Origin of the sequence: Xylanibacter muris (genome assembly GCF_013166605.1) — a bacterium.
GTDB lineage: Bacteria > Bacteroidota > Bacteroidia > Bacteroidales > Bacteroidaceae > Prevotella > Prevotella muris.
In genome coordinates, this window is record NZ_JABKKF010000003.1 from 258,924 (window position 1) to 280,624 (window position 21,701).

The window sequence follows — 21,701 nt, forward strand, 5'->3', positions numbered from 1 at the left end:
TTTATATATTTTATTGGACACTATTTGGTGTTCTGCTCCCAGTCCACACCTGCGGCCGTGTTTCTTCCCGTCATTTCGATGAAGAAGTTCTGGGCTGCGAAGAATGGAGTGATCTCCACATTGATGCTTATATCTTTTGTCTTGGGGTCCTGGTCTACTTTCAGGTTGGTGTATTTCTCTATGATGCCGCCTGGACCTTTGTAATCGCTGAGGAAGTTATGTATGTCTTGTGTGATTTCAGACTTGATTGCCGGAGTCCATATCTCCATTGCGTGGTCATTACAATAATTCCCGAACACTTTGCCTATCCAGTCGAACACACGAACAATGGAATACTCCTGCAAGCCTTTTGACGCGCCGTTATATAATGTGTGGTTTGAGAATGCCATTGTGCGCCCGTCTTCTTCAACCATAGGAATGACGCCAAGGTCTATAAGCGCAGCGATCTCCGACTTGCGCAGATCCATACGTGCGCCTTTCACATTGTCGAGGGTTCCGTACCGCTTTCCAGCAGCAGCCTGGGCTATTACGGTTTCATCCGTGTTTGACATTCTGCCTGCCAAGGCTCCTGATGCGGGTATATACAAGTCTTCGTCTTCACCGGCCATCTCTGACTTTTTGCGTCCGAGGATATAATTGGCCGTCATTACCACATTGCCCATATACGGGTCTGTGCCTTGAAGGTTTGCATCGTCAAGTTCCTCTTTCAGCATTTCGAAATTCATGCTGTCCTTAAAGTCGGTCAGCATGATGACCTTGTTCCTATAGGCTGTCTGTGCCCACATCCGTACGGTCTCGGCATCGCCAAGATAGCCCGGCACCACCAGCATGCTGTAGTTGTTTTTCAGATTCAGACGGTCGTAATAACGCTCAAGTTCGTCACGGATAGCCTGAGTGTCTTCCGAGTCATTGTCGCCAAGTTCCTCCTTGTTGACATTCATCAGAGTTATACAGTCGACCTTTCCTTGTCCGGCATTCGCAAAGAACGCATCCAGACCTCTGTAAGCGGTTTCCAGACTGCGTATCTCGTCATGAATGCAGAACAGGTTCTCGCTCAGATTCCTTTCCGCTTTCTGACATTCCTTCTTGCATGCCTCGACAATCTCCATCGGGTCTTTTCCTCCTGCCTCAAGAAGCTCAACCCAAAGTGACAGTTCGTTCTTCAAACGGTTTCTTGCATCCTCGTATGCACTGTCGTTCAAGAAAACATTCTTGACGGCCTTTCTTCGCGGATCCATATTCTCTATTCCCTTTATAAGACCCTTCAACAACTGGAATCCGCCGAACTTGTCCAATCCCGCCAAACTGTCCTGAAGCAATCCTGCCGGATTGGATACGGTCTTTTTCTCCTGCAGTTCCAGCCCTTCGGCCTTTGGAGACAATTTCTGTTCTTCTGCTGCCATAATATCTTTATTTTTTATACATTATTATTCGGCATCCTCCAGTTCCGCGAGAAGAGCCTTTACGGCATTTTTCAAGTCTTCGCGTGCCGCATCGTTCTTAAGTGCATTGCGAAGGGTCTTGTTTTTCTCCAATTGGCGGATAACAGAGTTGTATGCGTCAATCTTGGATTTCTTTCCGCTGAGCAATTCGCTTTGAGCGATAAGCTGCTCGTCTTCAAAATCCTTGATTTGCTTAAACTGGAAATCTTCATAAACGGCTCCACCATCTTCTGTGGACAGGGTGATCCCTTCCTTTGCAGGCTGGAAGTGTTCAAATACATCTTTCATGCTTTTGGCTTTAAAGCCTTCCCTGTCTTCATCAGAGTTGGGAGCCGCATCGGTGAACTGGTCTGCATAGAGCGTCCTGTTTTGCGGAAACTCAATGATACCGTCCTGTGCATTTTCCTCTACGACTTTGGAAATTACGGTTTTTCTTGCCATTGTTTTGTTGTTTCTAATTATTGTGTTATGAATTGATTCTTCTTGCTCATTGCTTCCTGATTCTCTATGGAATAAGCTTTTAAGCCGTTTCAGTAACCCCATAGCATACAGTCATATTAATCCGGAGTTTCTATGTCCCATGCAATCTCCCTGGTTTCATCGCTATATTTCATAGTGACGGAATCACCGCTGTTTATGTCTCCTGAGATAATCAGCTTTGACAAGGGGCGGCGTATCTCTTTTCTTATGATTCCAAGGATAGGCCGTGCTCCGTAATGGGCATTGAATCCGACCTTGGTTATATATTTTCGTGCAGATTCGTCTATGGTCAGGGAAATGTTCTGCTCTTTCAGCATCTTCAGAAGGTTCTGCAGGTGAATGTCAAAGATTCTGTCTATCATTTCCGGTGTAATCGGAGAGAATGGCACGATTTCCGTGAGACGGGCTAAAAATTCAGGACGGAACTGTCCCTGCATCACTTCCAGCATCTGGTCGTGTGTGGGCACATGACCTTCACCGAAAGACTTGAATATGTAGTCGCTCCCTATGTTGGATGTGAATATAATCAACGCATTTGAGAAATCCCCGACACGTCCAAGACGGTCGTGAAGCTTTCCCTCGTCAAGTATCTGCAGGAACAGATCAAACACCGACCTGTGGGCTTTTTCTATCTCATCGAACAAAACCACAGAGTAGGGGTGTTGTCTGATCTGGTTCACCAACAGTCCTCCCTCTTCATAGCCGACATATCCCGGAGGAGCACCGTAAAGCAGAGCGACGGAATGTTCTTCCTTATATTCGGACATGTCGAATCTGAGAATGGAAGTATCGTCGTTGAACAGGAATTCCGCCAAGGCTTTTGCCAATTCCGTCTTTCCTGTTCCCGTGGGACCAAGGAAAAAGAACGAGCCTATAGGCTGTCCTTTCTTGTTCAGGCCTGAACGGGATTCGAAAACAGCGTCAAGGATACTTTTTATGGCATGGTTTTGTCCGACAACCCTTTTATGAAGAATCTCTTCGGCATTCGACAGTTTCTGCCTTTCTTCCGACTGTATGTTTCCCATCGGAATACCGGTCATTTTGGATACGACATTACGGATTTCATCTTTGTGCAACAGTATTTCATTACCCGTCATTCCTTCCGGTGCGGATAATTCGTTTTCTATCTTGACAGACGCCATTGTCCTGTCCAACAGGTCTATTGCGGATGAAGGCAGGTTGCGTTCCGGCATGTATCTTTTTGCAAGGCGTACCACTTCCGGTATTACATCTGTGCCTAAAGTGATATTGTGGTATTGTTCGTATGTGTTTTTCTTGCTGTCCAATATTTCCACTGCAATCTCTTCAGAGGGAGCTTCGAGTGATATTCTCTCGAAATAAGCTGTAAGTTCCCTGTCCTTTTCGATGTTCTTTGTATAGCCGTCGACAGAAGCCGTACAGATGAACTGAAGAGAATTGTTGGATAGAATCTTTTTTATATTCGGCATTATGGCGTTAAGTGACGACGAGGCTTCTCCTATGCGGTGGAAATTCTCAATAACAAGGACAGGATGTTCCTTGTCTGTAAGTCCGTCAACCACTGATTTGAACCGGTCTTCCATTTCTCCTTTATAGCTGACACCCTGACTTAAGGAAATAAGGTCAAGCTCGTATGGTTCAATATTGCATATTGAGGCAGGTAGTCTGTTTTCTGTCAGGAGATTTACCAATCCGCGTATCAGAGACGTCTTGCCTACTCCTGTATCCCCTGTAATAAGAACATTGGCCCTGTCTTTTCTTGCCAGAATTTCAATGAATGAGCGCAAACTGCCGTCCATTCCGATAACATCCGTGTTGTTGCCGTTATTTGCCAGCGGGATACAATATCCGTTTGGGGCTTCTCCACTGGATGAGACCGTTTTTTTAGATTCATTATTATGGGCCGTAGGTTTTGGGCCGTCTGTTATGCAAGAGAGTATCTTGTCTTTTGTAAGCGGCATTGTCCTCAACTGTTCGGATGTAAAGCCTACACCAGGACTGACCAGCGCGGCCAGCAGGAATTCTGTCTTGTAAGAAGTGGTGTTGTATTGTCTTTCAAAAGATTCCGCCTCTTTTATTACAGATTGACAGTCTCGTGAGAATTCTGTTTTTTTCATCAGATAGGGCGATCTCTCACATTGCCGGATATGAATGTCACACCAGTCAACCAAATAATAATAGTCTTCGTCAAGCGTGTCTTCTATAAAGTTGACAAGTCCGGAACTTTTATGAAGCAATGCCCTAAAGAGATGTACCGGTTCAATCTTAGGCGACATATTGTCTGTGGCGAACGACTGGGCTATATGGACTATATCCGTATCCACCCCGTTAAAATAATCTATAATTCTGCTGCTCATAATAATTCTATAATATGGTTCATAATTCATGCACCTTTTCTCGCCATGGCAATGTTCATGCAAGCTTGATACCGCTCATTTGACTTAACGAACAACCTCAGAGGGAGGTATGTCGTTGTCTAAGGGTTTTAAAAACGCCGAGGGGATGTATGCCGTGGCTATCAAACACAGGCCTTCAAGCTCGATTATCACACGCTGCTGTCCTGCGACACGTGCGACCTTGCCTTCGACCCCGGCAAATTCTCCGTCTATGACCTTCACCCTGTCACCGCTCTTATAACGGCATGATTGCGGCTCTACGACACGGACATTATCATTGCCGGTGCTTGTTGCCTTTATAAAGTTCATCATGCTTTTGTAGTCTATTGTCAATGGGGGATTCTTTCCGAATCTGTCTACCTTGAAATGATTATAATAGAAGCTTAGGAGTGTGGTTGCGCACGTTGTGCCGACAAAAGTTCTGATATCTTCTTCCTTGGCATATACAAATATGAAGTTTGGCAGTAAGGGTTCAAGTATTCTTTTCTTTTTATTATTTACTATTTTAATCACATGATGCAATGGTAAATAATACTCTATCCGTTTTTTATCAAATATATCACACGCTTTTCCCGCTCTTCCGTAAGAAGCGCGCAGAACGAACCATTGTCTTGTTTCGTCATGGGCATACCTTACCGACACCCCTGTTTGTGAGCTGTGGGCTTCGGGGGATACATTGGAGGTAAGTCCAATGTTGGGAGGTTCTTTCCCGCCTCGTCGGGTGTTCGCATCAGACAATGCGTTCATATCGGCTATGTGTCCGTAATATAAAGAATCTACGGCTATAGAAAAGCGTGGAATCGTCCTGTTGTCCATCCCACCCATCGAGGCTCTAGCAATTGCCTATTATTGTCGAACAGACAACGTCAGAGCCCACGCCGATATGAATAATCTTCACTGTTAAGAGACCTATATAAACAATTATATTGCGCCTGAAAAGGTACAATCCGTGCTTACAAGGTCTCCGCAGGTTTGATATAATCACACCCGGGACATCTACCGTTGCTTAGTTTAAGACAATAATACCTTTGAATTTGCTAGATTCGATGGGTCTCAAACACAGCGTCGAGTAAACGCCTTCAATATGTATGGACTAAATTCCCACCCAATGCCCTCCTTGCATAGATACATCTTCCGATTTCACCATACTCGGCACGGCGTGAGCTGTCTCACCTGTTGCCATGAAAGAATTTTTATGCTTTCGACAACTATGAATTAAGATTTTATAAAGTCCGATACAAAGATACAAAGAAAATACAAACAAATGAAAATAATTGAAGATATTTTCGAATGAAATCTTAAAATCAACGCTATTTGACCGTAAAAATTATTGTATTACGGTCTTTTTTATGGAAAATAATGATGTATGATATGGATTCTGATATGGTATCGCGACCGGTAATATTTCGACAGATGCAGTTGCTTTATGATAAACTATAAAGGCTGTATTTTATTGAAAAGGAAGGGAAAACAGCACAGGCGGCTTCATTGTTTTATGAAGCCGCCTGCGCAACCATGTAAAAACGCTTTATACTTCTTGTAAAAGGAGTCCGCATCAAAGCGGATAGTTCTTAAAGTCATATAATACCGTCGACAGATAACGCTCACCGGTGTCGGGCAACAGGGCAACGATACACTTGTCTTTATTCTCCGGACGCAGAGCCAGCTGCAATGCACCGAAAACAGCGGCTCCTGACGATATACCGACAAGCAGTCCTTCCTGTGCGGCAAGCTCTCTGGCCGTGCGTATGGCATCGTCATTCGAAATGTCAAGAACCTCATCCACTACAGACGGATTGTATGTATTTGGGACGAATCCTGCGCCAATGCCCTGTATTTTGTGCGGACCGCCTGCTCCACCGTTAAGAACGGGAGAATCAGAAGGCTCCACTGCCACGATTCGCACCTCCGGTTTTTTGTTTTTCAGATATTCTCCAACTCCAGATATTGTACCGCCTGTGCCTACACCGGCTACGAAAATGTCAACGGCCCCGTCTGTATCCTTCCATATCTCCGGTCCGGTGGTAAGAACGTGCATGCGCGGATTGGCCTTGTTGTCAAACTGTTGGAGTATCACGGCTCCTTTAATGGATTCGCACAACCTCTCTGCCTCGTGTATGGCACCTGTCATACCATCGGCACCGGGGGTCAGACGCACTTCAGCACCGTATGCCTCAACAATCTTCCGCCGTTCCATGCTCATGGTGTCAGGCATGGTCAGGATGAGCTTATAGCCCTTGACCGCCGCCACAAGGGCAAGACCGACACCGGTATTGCCGCTGGTAGGCTCAATTATTGTTGCACCCGGAGCCAAATGCCCTTTCTGCTCGGCATCTTCAATCATTGCCAGGGCAATGCGGTCTTTTACACTGCCGCCGGGATTGAAAAACTCTATCTTCGCAATAATAGGACCTGTGCCTTTTATTTCTGAAAACTTATTCAAGCGGAGCAGTGGCGTATTACCCACAAGTTCTGTAATTGTATTTACTGTATTTGCCATATTAAAACTGTATTCTGATTCTTTTATTGGTGCAAAAATACGAAATTTCAATAGAAACGGCATTTGTTGTACGATAATGATTGTTAATCATAAATGTCATTATATTATATATACATTAATTATTATCCGGTTTCGTCGGAAGGTGTTAATAAAACATGCCGGGATGTTATTTTAGTCTCAACCCGTTCAAGCAGCTGTAATATGTTCTCGCTTGGTTGGAAAAAACACAGATAAACGTTTGACTGCTCGGTATTTATTTTTAATTTTGTATTAATTAGAATAAGGGAAATCTCTTTCGTAATGTTCCAATATGAGCATAAATATATTTGTTTTTAAATCTTTTTCCATTCTTACAAGTCTCTATTTGTAAAAAGCCGTATTTTATATGAAACGAAATAATAAAAAAGCGTTAGAGACCGTAATTGCCGGAGAACGTGACAGCCTTTATAGGCTGGCATGCTATCGTACGGGTAATGCCGATGATGCGAATGATATTGTACAGGATGTACTGATGAAGATGTGGACACGGTCAAAAATGGTGTCGATAGCCGATGTCAGGAGTTATTTATACCGTAGCCTGCTCAATGCCTGTTTCACTTACCGCCAGCGGCATGTGGAACCCGCATTTGTGCAGATAACAGCCGATGTGCCGGATGATGAGCAGACTGACGATGATTTTACTGTTGAATATCACCGTATAACACGTCTGATGGATGTTATTCCGTCCGAACAGGCCGAAGTGATATCACTACGTACCATAGGCGGCAAGAGTTTTGGTGAAATTGCTGGGATTCTAAACATCCCCGAATCATCGGTGAAGTCGCGTTTCAGGTACGGCATAGAGAAAATAAGAAAGATGATTTATGATTCACCCCAAAAAACAAAGAGACTATGAAATGTGATGAGTTTAAGAAAAGAATAGAGGAACTGTTTGATGTTCCGGAAAACAATGAAAGTGAGCCGGACAAGGCTTTGTTGGAGCATATCGCCTCTTGCGGTGATTGCCGTGAATACTATCGGGAGTTTGAGAATGTTGTGGCCATGCTTACGCCATGTAAAAACATGGGAGGGGTTCGGCGTGAAGCAACTGTGGAAAATAAGTGTAAGGTACAGGTGGAAGCAGAGGCTCCTTCACGTCGATCCGTCTTCCGCAGATGGCTGTCTGCCGTGGCTGCAGTAGTAGTCGTGGTAGTCGGAATAGGTCTCTACCACATTTCTGCCACGGAAGCCCGTGCGTCTACAGCTACAGAGCTTTTTGACCGTGCCGTTGAGGCTATGGGGCATAATCTTAAATTCTCGACCACTCTGATGGTACGCACATTACCCGATGAGAATTTCAACTATATCGATGTCTCAGTACCGTTTGTCGAACACCGCCTTTGTGCCGGCACTGCCGCCGGCCGCCGGACGTGGAGCCTAAGCAAAGGCGGCCGCCATTATGTGGTGTGCGACGGAGAAGCACAATATCAGTGGTGGACAGGTAAGGACAAGGCTTTCATACAGCCGGTTGCGGATGATGTCATCGACTATTTCTCGGTGATAGCCGATGTGGCGCAGCTGATGAGCTATGAGAAAATGTGCGCGGCACAACACTCGGGAGATTCATACACTACCAGCCGCACCGACTCCACAGTGACGCTTACAGTTATGTCCGGCCCTAAATACAGTCCCCATCCTCTGCTCGGCAGCAGCCATTCGCAAGACTATCTCAATAATATCCGCGAATACTGTTTCGATACCGCTACCGGCCGTCTGCTCGGCCTGCGTTTCTGGGTCGTGACTGACGGTCGCCGCCAGCTTGTTCTCTACAGCCGCGACATGAAATACGGAGCCGCCGCCGTGTTGCCGGAGGCCACAGACATACCACTTGAAAGCCATACTTGGACCGATATGCGTCAATTTGCAGAATCTGGACCGGACAGTCGTTCCGCCGTATTGAATGATGAGACAGCCGCAGGTGCGGCCAAAAGAATAATTACCGCTATCACGGCCGGAGACGCAACAGATGCAAGGGAGGCTCTTGCTGCGTATGATACAGCTACCCTGTTTGCCCAATATTCTGGTTATAAGTTCGTTGCCGTTAGAGACACTTTCCGTTCCGACGGATATTCCGGGGTATATGTAGTGGTTGAGTTGCGGTCGCCCGATAAGGGACACTCTATACTTCGCCTTGCCTTGCGCAATGATAACAGGCTTGGATTATGGGTGCTCGACGGGGGAATATGATTCATGGTGCAAAAACGTCATATTGATGAAAAATATAATCAAATATTTGCAAGAATAAATTATAAGCGTTAAATTTGTAACTTAGAATGAAAATATAAAGACAGAACATTATGATAGACGTTAAAGAAACATTGTCCTCTGCCGAGGAAAAAATGGAAATGGGTGTAATGTATCTTGATGAGCAGTTGTCACGTGTGCGTGCCGGTCGTGCCAACGTGGCCATACTTGACGGAATACGCGTAGACTCTTATGGCTCAATGGTTCCGTTGAATCAGGTTGCGAACATCAGCACTCCGGATGCACGGAGCATCGCCATACGTCCGTGGGATAAAAAACAGATAAAGGCCATAGAGAAGGCTATCATGGACTCGGAGGTAGGCATCACTCCGGAAAACAACGGTGAGATTATACGTCTCGGAATACCGCAGCCGACAGAGGAAAGACGTAAGGAACTTGCCAAACAATGCAACAAGATAGGAGAAGCCACTAAGGTTCAGATAAGGACCGTACGCGCGGAAGTGAAGGACAAGCTGAAGAAGGCGATCAAGGACGGTCTTTCCGAAGACAACGAGAAAGATGCGGAAAACGATCTTCAGAAGATTCACGACAAGATGATAAAGAGGGTGGATGAGCTTCTTGCCGCAAAGGAAAAGGAAATAATGACCGTATAAGGCTTTTACGGAGAAGACATCAGAATAGATTTTATCCGACATAACTTTGAAAGGCTTAGTAATAAAGAACACCGGCAGTTGGTATACCGTGAAAACCGATGACGGCCGGATAATAGACAGCAAGATAAAAGGAAACTTCCGCCTGAAAGGCATCCGCAGCACCAATCCGGTAGCTGTGGGTGACCGGGTGGAAATAATTACCAACCAAGAAGGCACCGCTTTCATTTCCTCAATTGAGGAAAGGCGGAACTATATTATCAGGAAATCTCCGAATCTTTCCAAACAAAGCCATATAATAGCCGCAAACGTGGACCAGGCGATGCTTGTCGTGACGGTCAATCATCCACAAACATCAACAACGTTTATCGATCGTTTTCTTGCTTCGGCTGAGGCCTACGGCGTGCCTGTGGTCTTGGTGTTCAACAAGAATGACATACTTTCCGATGAAGACAGGCACTATCAGGATATGCTGATCACGCTTTATGAGACTATCGGATACAGATGTGTGGCCATATCCGCTGAAAGGAATGTAGGGACAGATATGCTGATGCCGTTGTTGAAAGGAAAGACAACGGTGTTGAGTGGAAATAGCGGAGTGGGAAAGTCAACGCTTATAAACAGGATAATACCCGAGGCAAACCTGCGTACCTCGGAAATAAGCGACGCGCACAACACCGGAATGCATACTACGACATTCAGCGAGATGCTTCCATTGTCATGTGGAGGATACATAATTGACACCCCGGGAATAAAAGGTTTTGGAACTTTTGACATGGAACCTGAGGAATTAACCGGATATTTCAAGGAAATCTTTCATTTCTCAAAGGACTGCAGATTCAACAACTGCACGCATACTCACGAACCGGGGTGTGCCGTTGTTGAGGCTGTAAAAGAGCATTATATATCAGAAAGCAGATATAAGTCATACTTAAGCATGCTTAACGATAAGGAGGAAGGAAAGTATAGAGAGGCCTTCTGAAAAGATTAAAGGCATGAATGTTTTCGGAACGGAAATGTTTATGTTTACCGACGTTTTCGCTAAGACAAACTGACAATAGGCATACGAAAACGCTCATCCACAATGCTTTCTATGTTAGCAACCAACGGAAAAAGGCTGAAGGGTCGTGCCTTTGGCACTTGTCAGGCGGCAAACGACCACACACTTCTATTTCTTATACACACCATACACATCGCAAAGCGGAAGGAGCCCCTCCGACTCCCCGAAAGGGAGAAAAAGGAAGGGAGTGTAGAAGCATCATGTGGGTATGCAGGACCCTGTCACAGGTAGGGACATGCCTTCGGCATGTGTCAAACGGTGGACGACTACACCCCGGATTTATTATACACGAGTATGCGGAAAGCAACCATATATATACGGTATATTAGGTATATGCCTTGTCCCTTGGAGACATAATGAAGATAATCCCCACTGATTTTCTATTGGGCCATGTACATTCTGCCAATATTTGGAAATTGCGATTCAAACATTGTTAATTTATCAAAAAAGCCATGATTTATGTGGGATTTTGAAATCTATTTACATTTTCGGTATATATAAAATCCTCTTATGATGAATGGCCTATTCATGCTCAATGAATGGCATGTTCATCGACCGTGAATAGCCTATTCATCATGCATGAACAGGCCATTCATTTTTGGCATACTTTTTGTTGGTTGCTAACATGTTGTGTGTCAGCTTATTATATGTTTGATAAGAGGTTCGGAAAACGAAGTGAAATCGGCTTGTGAATTTTTATTACATATATAGAGGGCGACGTGGGTTCTTCATGCGAATATATGAGTTTTAAGACTGTCATACGATGAGTATGAACATCGTTTTGCGATGTAAAAGAATGCCTTGAACTCAATAAACAAAGAGGAGTGAAAAGACGTGGGATATGGAAGCATTAAAAAACCCGTAACTTCACAGCCACGGGATTTTATTTTCTACTATAAATAGTAAGTAATAATGATTATATATGTAGTCAGTAGTTGTTTTCTATGATAATATACTATCTCGGCAAGTTAAAAGCCTTGGTCATTTCTGCCATCTGTTCCTTGCTCATGCCTTCAGGCTCGTATCCCATGCATCTTGAATTGATATATATCTTTGCACTTTTTGACAATACGTCTATCTGGTCAAAGGCATCCATTACGTCAAGTCCTTTTGCGAAAACTCCATGTTTCTCCCAAAGTACAACATCATAGTCTTCCAGTTCTTTCAGAGTGGCGTCAGCAAGCATGTTTGAACCGGGAAGCTCATAAGGAACAACGCCAAGACCTAACGGGCAGAAAGCCTTTGTCTCGGGAATCATGCTCCACAGGATATTTGTGAGCACATCCTTGCCAAGGAAATCCCTGTTGTGGCTCATTGCAACCAACTCAATAGGATGAGTGTGGACAGTAGCCTTATATGCAGAGCCGCTTTCAATCAGATGGGCATGCACAGTCAGGTGTGAAGGAAGTTCGCTTGTAGGCATGACAGCATTGTCTGCTATTATGACGTAGCTTGCACAATCATCGAGAATACGGATTACACTGCCGTTCTCCATGGGCCGGCGTGCCAAATCGCGCATGCGCTTTCCTGTTCCCTTACAATAGAAATAACATCCCTTCAGTGCCGGCAAAGTAACTCCGATCTGCTTTACGTCACTGATAGGAGCCATGTTTCTTATCTCGTCATCGACAAACTCAGTTATGTTTACTGTGATATTGCCGCCGTTGCGCTCAGCCCATCCGTTCTGCCACAGATATCCGGCAACTTCAGCAATCTTGTTGACCTCTTTTTCCAATTGAGGCCTGCCAATAAGAATACTTTTCATTTTGAATTAGGTTTGTATTAAATTCGTGTTGCAAAGGTATGCCTAAAATTTTGATATAACCAAAGTTATTTGATTTTAAGACCGAAAGTTTTGATACTTGCATTGATTTATATCAAGTAATGTGAGACTGCTGTTTTTCTTCGTTGTCCTTTGTACAGGCTTGACGGCAAAAGTAGTATTATTTATTTTTAGTACAAAAAAATTAACCTTGTTTTATTTGTGTTTGTCTGCCTTTTGCATTATCTTTGCATTATGAACAATGAATTAGAAAATGCAGTCTGGAGCGAAAATATAATCGTCGCAGACGGTGATTATATAGATAAGGTGGCATTTAACCTTATTGTTAATTTTGAAAGGATGATAGGCCGGCGTATACATAACGCCGACATTGCAAGATGGATAGACTGTATCGCGCTTGACGGAGGGGTGCGTGAAGGAGATAACAACACACATGTGATCATAATATACGGCAAGGAGAGCAAACGGCTTGAATATTTCACTCCGGGAAACTACATGCAGGAACTTAACGGAAAAGCTTTCAAGGACAATCTCGGAGAATTTACCATAACCGCATTGCCGGTAGAGGATATCACGACTGCCGACGACATGTTTCTCGACATTCTGCAAAACGTGTGTTCACGCGATGAGGTAAAACGCATAATGGCGGTACCTGGGGAGGGAGACATACACAGCCGGATACGCAGCTGCATGAGGAATATGAGGGATGACACCAAGCGGGTCACGGTGTTTGCCATGCAGCCAATGCCGGGCGGTAATTTCAATCAGGAAATTCTTGGGTATTCGCTAATGAGCGCACTCGGAATAAGCAGTGATGAGATAAAAGAGAAATAACCGGATTATAAATTAATAAAAACAGAATAAAAAGAAAATGGGAAGAGTACTTATGATTGGCGCAGGCGGTGTCGCCACTGTCGCTGCGTTCAAAATTGCTCAGAATGCGGATGTGTTCACTGAGTTTATGATTGCCAGCCGCCGTAAGGAGAAATGTGACGAGATTGTAAAAGCCATAGGGAATCCAAATATAAAGACAGCTCAGGTAGATGCTGACGATGTGGAACAGCTCAAGGCTCTGTTTAACGACTACAAGCCCGAACTGGTTGTCAATCTTGCCTTACCGTATCAGGACCTGACAATAATGGATGCATGTCTGGAATGCGGATGCAATTATCTTGATACGGCAAATTATGAACCTAAGGATGAGGCTCATTTCGAATATTCATGGCAATGGGCATACAAGGACAAATTTGAGAAAGCCGGTCTGACAGCAATCCTCGGATGCGGGTTCGACCCTGGAGTGAGCGGTATATATACGGCTTATGCCGCCAAACATCATTTTGACGAGATACATTATCTTGACATCGTTGACTGTAATGCGGGAAACCATCATAAGGCTTTCGCCACGAACTTCAATCCGGAAATCAACATACGGGAGATAACCCAGAAAGGGCTTTACTACAAAGACGGGGAATGGATAGAGACAGAGCCGCTGGAAATACACAAGCCTCTGACATATCCGAATATAGGTCCGCGTGAAAGCTATCTGATGCATCATGAGGAACTTGAAAGTCTGGTAAAGAATTATCCTACAATCAAGCAGGCACGTTTCTGGATGACATTCGGACAGCAATACCTTACTTATCTTGACGTCATACAAAATATAGGAATGAGCCGTATTGACGAGATGGAATATGAGGCGCCGCTGGCCGACGGTTCGGGAAAAACTGCAAAAGTGAAAATCGTTCCTTTACAGTTCCTTAAGGCCGTCTTGCCCAATCCGCAAGACTTGGGCGAGAATTATGACGGGGAGACCAGCATCGGATGCCGTATACGGGGAATAAAAGACGGTAAAGAGCTTACATATTATATATATAATAATTGCAGGCATCAGGATGCGTATAAGGAAACCGGCATGCAGGGGGTCAGCTATACGACCGGTGTTCCGGCAATGATAGGAGCCATGATGTTTTTCAAGGGACTATGGCGTAAGCCCGGTGTGTGGAATGTTGAGGAATTCGATCCGGATCCTTTCATGGAGCAGCTCAATAAACAGGGATTGCCATGGAATGAGGTGTTCGGAGAAGATCTTGAACTCTGATCCGTCATTTAAAGGAGACAATATCCATGTATATTAAACAAAATGACAGTCGTTGCTGATGAGACTTTTATAAGACGACCATTGGCCGTCATGACCGCAAATATAATATTATTTATATATGAGACGGTCGCGTGGTCATTGGAAGACCATCAGACACGAAAGGTCTAATTTGAAATAACGATTATAAAATGGCAAAGAAAGAAGACACGTCAATAGATATGCAGACCAACGAAGGAAAGCTGAAAGCCCTTCAGGCTGCGATGTCGAAAATAGAAAAAGATTTCGGCAAAGGCTCCATCATGAAATTAGGTGACGAGCATATAGAGAATGTTGAGGTAATCCCATCAGGAAGCATCGGTCTGGATGTGGCTCTCGGAGTAGGGGGGTATCCCAAAGGAAGAATCATAGAGATTTATGGGCCTGAGTCTTCCGGAAAAACAACATTGGCCATCCATGCGATAGCAGAGGCACAGAAAGCCGGGGGAATAGCGGCGTTCATAGATGCCGAACATGCCTTTGACAGGTTTTATGCAGCAAAACTTGGAGTGGACATTGATAATTTATGGATATCCCAACCGGACAACGGAGAACAGGCTCTTGAGATAGCCGACCAGCTTATACGCTCATCGGCTATCGATATCCTTGTTGTTGACTCGGTGGCCGCCCTCACTCCGAAAAAAGAGATAGAGGGTGACATGGGCGACAATGTGGTAGGGCTTCAGGCGCGGCTTATGAGTCAGGCATTGAGAAAACTGACATCTACGGTAAGCAAGACAAATACCACATGTATATTCATAAACCAGTTGCGTGAGAAAATCGGAGTGATGTTCGGAAATCCGGAGACTACAACCGGTGGTAACGCCCTGAAATTCTATGCGAGCGTGCGCCTGGACATCCGTCGTGTGACAAGTATAAAGGACGGAGATAATGTGATAGGAAACCAGGTGCGCGTGAAAGTGGTAAAGAACAAGGTGGCGCCTCCTTTCCGTAAAGCGGAATTTGAGATTACCTTTGGAGAAGGAATATCGAAAATCGGCGAGATAGTGGATCTTGGAGTTGAATATAATATCATACAGAAAAGCGGAAGCTGGTTCTCGTATAACGGCTCTAAACTTGCTCAGGGACGTGATGCCACGAAAGCATTGCTGAAAGACAATCCTGAGTTGTGTGAGGAACTGGAAACGCTTATCATGCAGGCAATAAAAGAAAAAGAGAATAACGCATGACTTAAAGGCGGAGACTTGTATTTTTCAGGTCTCCGCCTTTAAGTCATGCGTTATATAATAAAATGGCTGCCTAAAATATATTTACCATTATAAAGAAACACAACAAACTTCTGTTAGAATATTTCTATATATATTAACTATGTGAATCCTATATAACCCGGATATATTCACTACATTTGCAAAATATATGGGATGTATCAGGATATTCAACACTTTATTTGCCCTTTTATTGGCAAATCTGCCCCTTTCGGCAATGACATCGGATTATGCCGTATGCCATGAGGGTAATGGCTGTGCGGTATTTTGGAAAGAATTACGGCATCCTGATGATATAAATGACTTTGTGATCAACAAACGACAAATGTTTTGCATTTATCGGGAATAGGCATAGCGTTTGTTTTATCTGCTTATTTTATCAACATGACAGGATATACAGCAAAAATATATCCTATATAGTATTCAAAGTTTCCGTCAATCCGTATGTATTTTCCAGGATATTGTCATGACGGGAAAATGCCGGATGAAATCCCGGCCATAAAATAATATTAAATGATATGGGACTTATTCTATTATATTTATTCGGTGCATTGGCACTGTCTTTTCTTTGCTCCGTACTTGAGGCGGTATTATTATCAACTCCAATGTCTTTCATAACAATGAAGGAAAACCAGGGAGCACGCTCAGCCTCCCTTCTTAAGGAATATAAGACAAATATTGACAAACCCGTGGCGGCAATATTGTCATTGAACACAATAGCCCACACAATCGGTGCGGCAGGGGTCGGCTCGGAATCTGTTAAGATTTTCGGACAAGAGTATTTTGGCATAATATCTGCCATATTGACATTGCTGATTCTCGTATTATCCGAGATAATACCCAAAACGGTGGGAGCGTCATATTGGCGTACACTTGCCCTGCCTTCTACAAGAATCATACATTTGCTGATATTCATAACTTATCCGTTGGTGTTGCTTTCCGAACTGATAACAAAGATATTCTCTCCTAAGCAACAGCAGTTGTCTGTCAGCAGAGAGGAAGTGTCGGCAATGGTGAACGTCGGTGTGGAGGAAGGGGTCTTCAAAGCTAAGGAAAACAGGGTGATACAGAATTTCATAAAACTGGTGAATGTAACGGCTGAAGAAATTATGACACCAAGTGTTGTAGTAGCCTCGGCAAGCGAGAATATGAACCTGAGGGAATTCTATTCAAACAAGCAGTTCACCCCGTATTCGCGTATCCCTGTATATAAGGAAAGCAAGGACTATATAACCGGATATGTATTGAGAGCGGCATTATTGGAAAAATTAACCGAAGACAATTTCAATATGACACTTTCCGAAATCATACGTCCGATATTGTCTTTCAATGAGCATGAGCCTGTATCCGATATATGGGAAAAGATGCTTGAGAAAAAAGAGCATATATCAATAATAACTGATGAGTACGGATGCCTGAGAGGTATCGTAACGATGGAAGATGTCATCGAAACAATGCTTGGAGTGGAGATTGTCGATGAATATGACACAACAACCGACATGCAGACGCTTGCAAAGGAGAAATGGATGCAAATAAGACAAAGACGTAATTTCGTTGTATGACAATGACCCTAACGTATACTGAGGGCCTGCCTTCTACTGTCATGATAATGAAAGGCCGGCCCGGCATTGTTCCAGTACGGTTTGACTGACTCGTTTATATTTACGATGGGCAGAACTGCCAGTATAACAGTCAGAAGGGGCAATGAAACAGGCGGCATGCCAATATGACAGAGTTTTATGGACACAATAAAATATATCTCGTATTTTGGCATGCGCTTTGCAATAAAATAAACGAGCCGTGAAAGCAGCTCGAAAACAACTGAATTGAATAATAAAATTAAAAAGATAAAACTATGGGAAAGATTATTGGTATCGACTTAGGAACAACAAACTCATGTGTTGCCGTATTTGAAGGCAACGAACCGGTGGTAATAGCCAACAGTGAGGGCAAGCGCACGACTCCGTCCGTTATCGGATTCGTTGAAGGTGGCGAGCGTAAGGTAGGTGATCCGGCAAAACGTCAGGCTATCACCAATCCGAAGAATACTGTTTACAGTATCAAGCGTTTCATGGGTGAGACATGGGCACAGACAGAAAAGGAAATCGGCCGTGTACCTTTCAAGGTAGTCAATGAAGGAGGTTATCCACGTGTTGATATTGACGGACGTAAATATACTCCGCAGGAGATATCTGCCATGGTTCTTCAGAAGATGAAGAAGACGGCGGAAGACTATCTCGGCCAGGAAGTTACGGATGCCGTTATAACAGTTCCTGCATATTTCTCGGATTCTCAGCGACAGGCAACGAAAGAAGCAGGACAGATAGCAGGTCTTAATGTGCGTCGTATTGTGAATGAGCCTACTGCCGCTGCTCTCGCCTATGGTGTGGATAAGGCAAACAAGGATATGAAGATTGCCGTATTCGACCTTGGTGGAGGTACGTTTGATATTTCTATCCTTGAATTTGGTGGCGGTGTGTTTGAAGTTCTTTCTACAAACGGTGATACACACCTTGGCGGTGATGATTTCGACCAGGTAATCATAGACTGGCTTGTACAGGAATTTAAGAACGATGAAGGTGCCGACCTCACACAGGATCCGATGGCTATGCAGCGTTTGAAGGAGGCTGCGGAAAAGGCTAAGATTGAACTCTCAAGCTCAACGACAACGGAAATAAACCTTCCGTATATCATGCCGGTAGGCGGTGTGCCAAAGCACCTTGTCAAGTCTCTTACACGTGCTAAATTTGAACAACTGGCTCATGAGCTGATTCAGAATTGTCTTATTCCGTGCCAGAATGCGATGCGTGATGCAAAGCTATCAACATCGGATATTGACGAGGTGATTCTTGTAGGTGGTTCAAGCCGTATTCCTGCAGTACAGACCCTTGTAAAGAACTACTTTGGAAAAGAGCCTTCAAAAGGTGTAAACCCTGATGAGGTCGTGGCTGTCGGTGCATCAATACAGGGCGCAATTCTCAACAAGGAAGGTGGAGTAGGCGACATCGTATTGCTTGACGTTACCCCTCTTACATTAGGTATCGAGACAATGGGCGGTGTTATGACAAAGCTTATCGAAGCTAATACGACAATTCCATGCAAAAAGAGCGAGGTGTTCTCTACAGCTGCCGACAATCAGACAGAAGTAACAATACACGTTCTTCAAGGTGAGCGTCCGATGGCTGCACAGAACAAGAGCATCGGGCAGTTCAACCTTACAGGCATAGCTCCGGCTCGCCGTGGGGTGCCACAGATTGAAGTGACCTTCGATATTGACGCAAACGGAATATTGAAAGTGTCGGCAAAGGATAAGGCCACCGGTAAGGAGCAGGCTATCCGCATCGAAGCTTCGTCCGGTCTGAGCCAGGAAGAGATCGACCGCATGAAAGCTGAGGCTGAGCAGAATGCGGAAAACGACAAGAAAGAGCGTGAGCGTATCGATAAGATGAATCAGGCGGATTCCATGATCTTTACAACGGAGAACTTCCTGAAGGATAACGGTGACAAGATTCCGGCTGACCAGAAGCCTGGTATAGAAAGTGCTCTTCAGGCTTTGAAAGACGCACACAAAAGTGGTGATGTTGCTGCTATAGACAATGCAATCAACAACCTCAACCAGGTAATGCAGGCTGCCAGCCAGCAGATGTATCAAGGCGCTCAAGGACAACCCGGTGCAGACCAGGGATTCAATGGTCAGCAAGCCGGTCCGCAGTCTGGCAACAGTAAGGATGACATTCAGGATGCCGACTTTGAGGAGGTCAAATGATTCCGATAAGGATACAGATAATAAATAATAAGCAAAAGCGTGCAGCTCAATGAGTTGCACGCTTTTTGCGTTTATGGGGTTCATGGTTGCTATGTGTTTTCTATGGGCTTTTTTATCTCTTATTTGCGACATGTTTGCGACACGTCTTATTTGGCGATAAGGTACAACTTAAATTGATATAAACCATTTAAAACGAGAAGAATATGCCAAGAGGAAATTACATCATTCAAAGAAGTTGCGAGGAGTGCGGTAAAATCTTTACTCCTCCGACATTAGTGTCGAAGTATTGTTGCCCTGCTTGTTCCAAGAGGGCGTATAAGAAAAGACAAATCGCAAAAGAGAAAGAAGCGATACGCCAAGCACTGATTAGACGAATACCATCCAGTAAGGGGTATCTAACCGTAAAGGAAGCTATGCTGATTTACGGAATTAGTAAAGACGTTCTTTATCGTATGATACGGCAAGGCTTGATACCGTCATACAATTTTGGTCAGCGTCTGATACGCCTTAGTCGGCAGTATATGGATGAACACTTCAAAACAAAGGCAGGGAGTAGAAAGAGAAAAAAGGAGGCATTGTCCTTTGAACCCAAAGATTGTTACACCATCGGAGAGATCGCAAAGAAGTTCCATATCAATGACAGCAGTGTGTTTAAGCACATACGCCGTCATTCTATTCCTACACGCCAAATCGGTAACTATGTTTATGTTCCCAAATCTGAAATTGATAAATTGTATAAGTCGTTATGAAGAAAGCATTACCCAATACCAAAGTGACCGTCAAACTCAGAAGGTCGAATTATAAAGAAGAGTGGTATCTGATTATAGAGTCATACCCAGTGTATAAGCGAGGTTCTAAACGGGCAAGCCGTGTGGTGGAATCTATCAACAGAACTATATCCACACCCATTTGGGATAAGTCATCCATAGCACGAATCTTGCCGGATGGAACATTCAACTATAAGCCTAAACGTGATTTGAATGGAATTATCCAATGCCGTTCAACGATAGACCAAGAGGCTTGCATCTATGCCGACAATGTGCGGAAGTTACGGCAGCATGAATACGATAGTGCCATCCTATACACTGATAAGGAAAACGAAATCGCTGCACAGAATGAGCGGAGCGAACAGGATTTTATCAAGTATTTCAATCGTATTATAAGCACACGTCATCCCAATAGTTCCGATTCGATTATAGTCAACTGGAGGCGTGTAGGTGAATTATTGAAAATGTATTCACAAGGGCAACCAATTCCATTCAAGGCGATTTCCGTTAAACTGCTTGAAGATATAAAGATGTTCCTTCTCCGTGCTCCAATGGGAGGGAATAAGAAAGGTACTATCTCACAAAACACGGCATCAACCTATTTTTCCATACTTAAAGCTGGACTGAAACAGGCGTTCATTGATGAATATCTGACCGTTGATATAAGCGCGAAAGTAAAGGGAATAACAAACATAGAGAAGCCTCGTGTTGCGCTTACCATGAATGAAGTGCAAATGTTGGTTGATACTCCTTGCAAGGATGATGTTTTGAAACGTGCGTTCTTGTTCTCTATTCTCACTGGATTGCGGCATAGTGATATTCAAACTTTGAAATGGAAACAAATTCAGCAAACAAGCAAAGGTACATGGCAAGCAGTAGTAATTCAGCAAAAGACAAAAAGGCCCGATTACAAGCCAGTCATTCAACAGGCACTTCAACTATGCGGCATACGTCCAGACGATGATGAAGCACTTGTTTTTGAAGGATTGACTGATGCCTCTTGGATTTCTCGCCCGTTGAAAGTCTGGATAGAAGCATCCGGTATCAAGAAGCACATCACCTTCCATTGTGGGCGGCATAGCTATGCTTCGCTGTTGCTGGAAAATGGCGTTGACATATACACCATCAAGTCTTTGATGGGACATACTAACGTCAAAACCACGCAGATTTATACGCATATCGTAAACGAACAAAAAGAGAAAGCCGCCAATACACTGCATATAGAAAATTTGGATTTATAGGTTGTGGTGGTTATATCCACCATTGAGCACCAA

At 44.1% G+C, this 21,701-nt stretch carries 17 protein-coding genes; 11 read left to right on the forward strand and 6 right to left on the reverse strand.

What is annotated here, in order from left to right; all coding sequences use genetic code 11:
• Window positions 1–20: 20 nt before the first annotated feature.
• The 5 genes from HPS56_RS05120 to cysK all read right to left on the reverse strand — a co-directional run bounded on the left by HPS56_RS05120 (window position 21) and on the right by cysK (window position 6,797).
• Window positions 21–1,403, reverse strand: a complete 1,383-nt coding sequence (locus HPS56_RS05120; protein ID WP_172274914.1) for a type VI secretion system contractile sheath protein TssC — start codon at window positions 1,401–1,403, stop codon at window positions 21–23.
• Window positions 1,404–1,427: 24 nt separating this feature from the next.
• Window positions 1,428–1,883, reverse strand: coding sequence for a hypothetical protein (locus HPS56_RS05125; protein ID WP_172274917.1), 456 nt, complete (start codon window positions 1,881–1,883; stop codon window positions 1,428–1,430).
• Between the two features lie 116 nt (window positions 1,884–1,999).
• A complete protein-coding gene (locus HPS56_RS05130) occupies window positions 2,000–4,258 on the reverse strand; it encodes an AAA family ATPase (RefSeq protein ID WP_172274921.1) in 2,259 nt (752 codons plus the stop codon).
• Window positions 4,259–4,342: 84 nt separating this feature from the next.
• On the reverse strand, window positions 4,343–5,113 hold the full coding sequence (locus HPS56_RS05135; RefSeq protein ID WP_172274925.1) for a UpxY family transcription antiterminator: 771 nt from the start codon (window positions 5,111–5,113) through the stop codon (window positions 4,343–4,345).
• A 739-nt stretch (window positions 5,114–5,852) separates the two neighbouring features.
• Window positions 5,853–6,797, reverse strand: a complete 945-nt coding sequence (gene cysK / locus HPS56_RS05140) for a cysteine synthase A (RefSeq protein WP_172274929.1) — start codon at window positions 6,795–6,797, stop codon at window positions 5,853–5,855.
• 385 nt (window positions 6,798–7,182) lie between these two features.
• Between cysK and HPS56_RS05145 the strand changes: the two genes are divergently transcribed.
• From HPS56_RS05145 to rsgA, 4 genes are all read left to right on the forward strand, one after another.
• On the forward strand, window positions 7,183–7,692 hold the full coding sequence (locus HPS56_RS05145) for an RNA polymerase sigma factor (protein ID WP_172274934.1): 510 nt from the start codon (window positions 7,183–7,185) through the stop codon (window positions 7,690–7,692).
• Entirely contained in the window at window positions 7,689–9,023 is a 1,335-nt protein-coding gene (locus HPS56_RS05150; RefSeq protein ID WP_172274937.1) for a hypothetical protein, read from the forward strand. The genes HPS56_RS05145 and HPS56_RS05150 overlap by 4 nt, the downstream gene beginning before the upstream one ends.
• A 110-nt stretch (window positions 9,024–9,133) precedes the next feature.
• On the forward strand, window positions 9,134–9,694 hold the full coding sequence (gene frr / locus HPS56_RS05155; RefSeq protein WP_172274942.1) for a ribosome recycling factor: 561 nt from the start codon (window positions 9,134–9,136) through the stop codon (window positions 9,692–9,694).
• Between the two features lie 46 nt (window positions 9,695–9,740).
• Window positions 9,741–10,673: a ribosome small subunit-dependent GTPase A gene (gene rsgA, locus HPS56_RS05160; protein ID WP_172274946.1), complete on the forward strand. Its 933-nt coding sequence runs from the start codon at window positions 9,741–9,743 to the stop codon at window positions 10,671–10,673.
• A gap of 1,033 nt (window positions 10,674–11,706) precedes the next feature.
• Here rsgA and rhaD read toward each other — a convergent pair.
• Window positions 11,707–12,516 (reverse strand): rhamnulose-1-phosphate aldolase, encoded by an 810-nt coding sequence (gene rhaD / locus HPS56_RS05165; protein ID WP_172274949.1) that lies wholly within the window; start codon window positions 12,514–12,516, stop codon window positions 11,707–11,709.
• Between the two features lie 252 nt (window positions 12,517–12,768).
• On the opposite strand from rhaD, the gene HPS56_RS05170 reads away from it, so the two are divergent.
• The 7 genes from HPS56_RS05170 (at window position 12,769) to HPS56_RS05200 (ending at window position 21,668) form a co-directional block, all read left to right on the forward strand.
• Window positions 12,769–13,368, forward strand: coding sequence for a DUF6621 family protein (locus tag HPS56_RS05170; protein WP_172274952.1), 600 nt, complete (start codon window positions 12,769–12,771; stop codon window positions 13,366–13,368).
• A gap of 37 nt (window positions 13,369–13,405) precedes the next feature.
• Window positions 13,406–14,632, forward strand: a complete 1,227-nt coding sequence (locus tag HPS56_RS05175) for a saccharopine dehydrogenase family protein (RefSeq protein ID WP_172274957.1) — start codon at window positions 13,406–13,408, stop codon at window positions 14,630–14,632.
• A gap of 188 nt (window positions 14,633–14,820) precedes the next feature.
• On the forward strand, window positions 14,821–15,858 hold the full coding sequence (gene recA / locus HPS56_RS05180) for a recombinase RecA (protein WP_172274962.1): 1,038 nt from the start codon (window positions 14,821–14,823) through the stop codon (window positions 15,856–15,858).
• A 554-nt stretch (window positions 15,859–16,412) separates the two neighbouring features.
• Window positions 16,413–17,456, forward strand: a complete 1,044-nt coding sequence (locus HPS56_RS05185; RefSeq protein ID WP_172274980.1) for a CNNM domain-containing protein — start codon at window positions 16,413–16,415, stop codon at window positions 17,454–17,456.
• A 293-nt stretch (window positions 17,457–17,749) separates the two neighbouring features.
• A complete protein-coding gene (gene dnaK / locus HPS56_RS05190; RefSeq protein ID WP_172274984.1) occupies window positions 17,750–19,660 on the forward strand; it encodes a molecular chaperone DnaK in 1,911 nt (636 codons plus the stop codon).
• 203 nt (window positions 19,661–19,863) lie between these two features.
• Window positions 19,864–20,409, forward strand: coding sequence for a helix-turn-helix domain-containing protein (locus HPS56_RS05195; RefSeq protein WP_117740245.1), 546 nt, complete (start codon window positions 19,864–19,866; stop codon window positions 20,407–20,409).
• On the forward strand, window positions 20,406–21,668 hold the full coding sequence (locus HPS56_RS05200) for a site-specific integrase (protein ID WP_005818825.1): 1,263 nt from the start codon (window positions 20,406–20,408) through the stop codon (window positions 21,666–21,668). The genes HPS56_RS05195 and HPS56_RS05200 overlap by 4 nt, the downstream gene beginning before the upstream one ends.
• The last annotated feature ends 33 nt before the right edge of the window (window positions 21,669–21,701 follow it).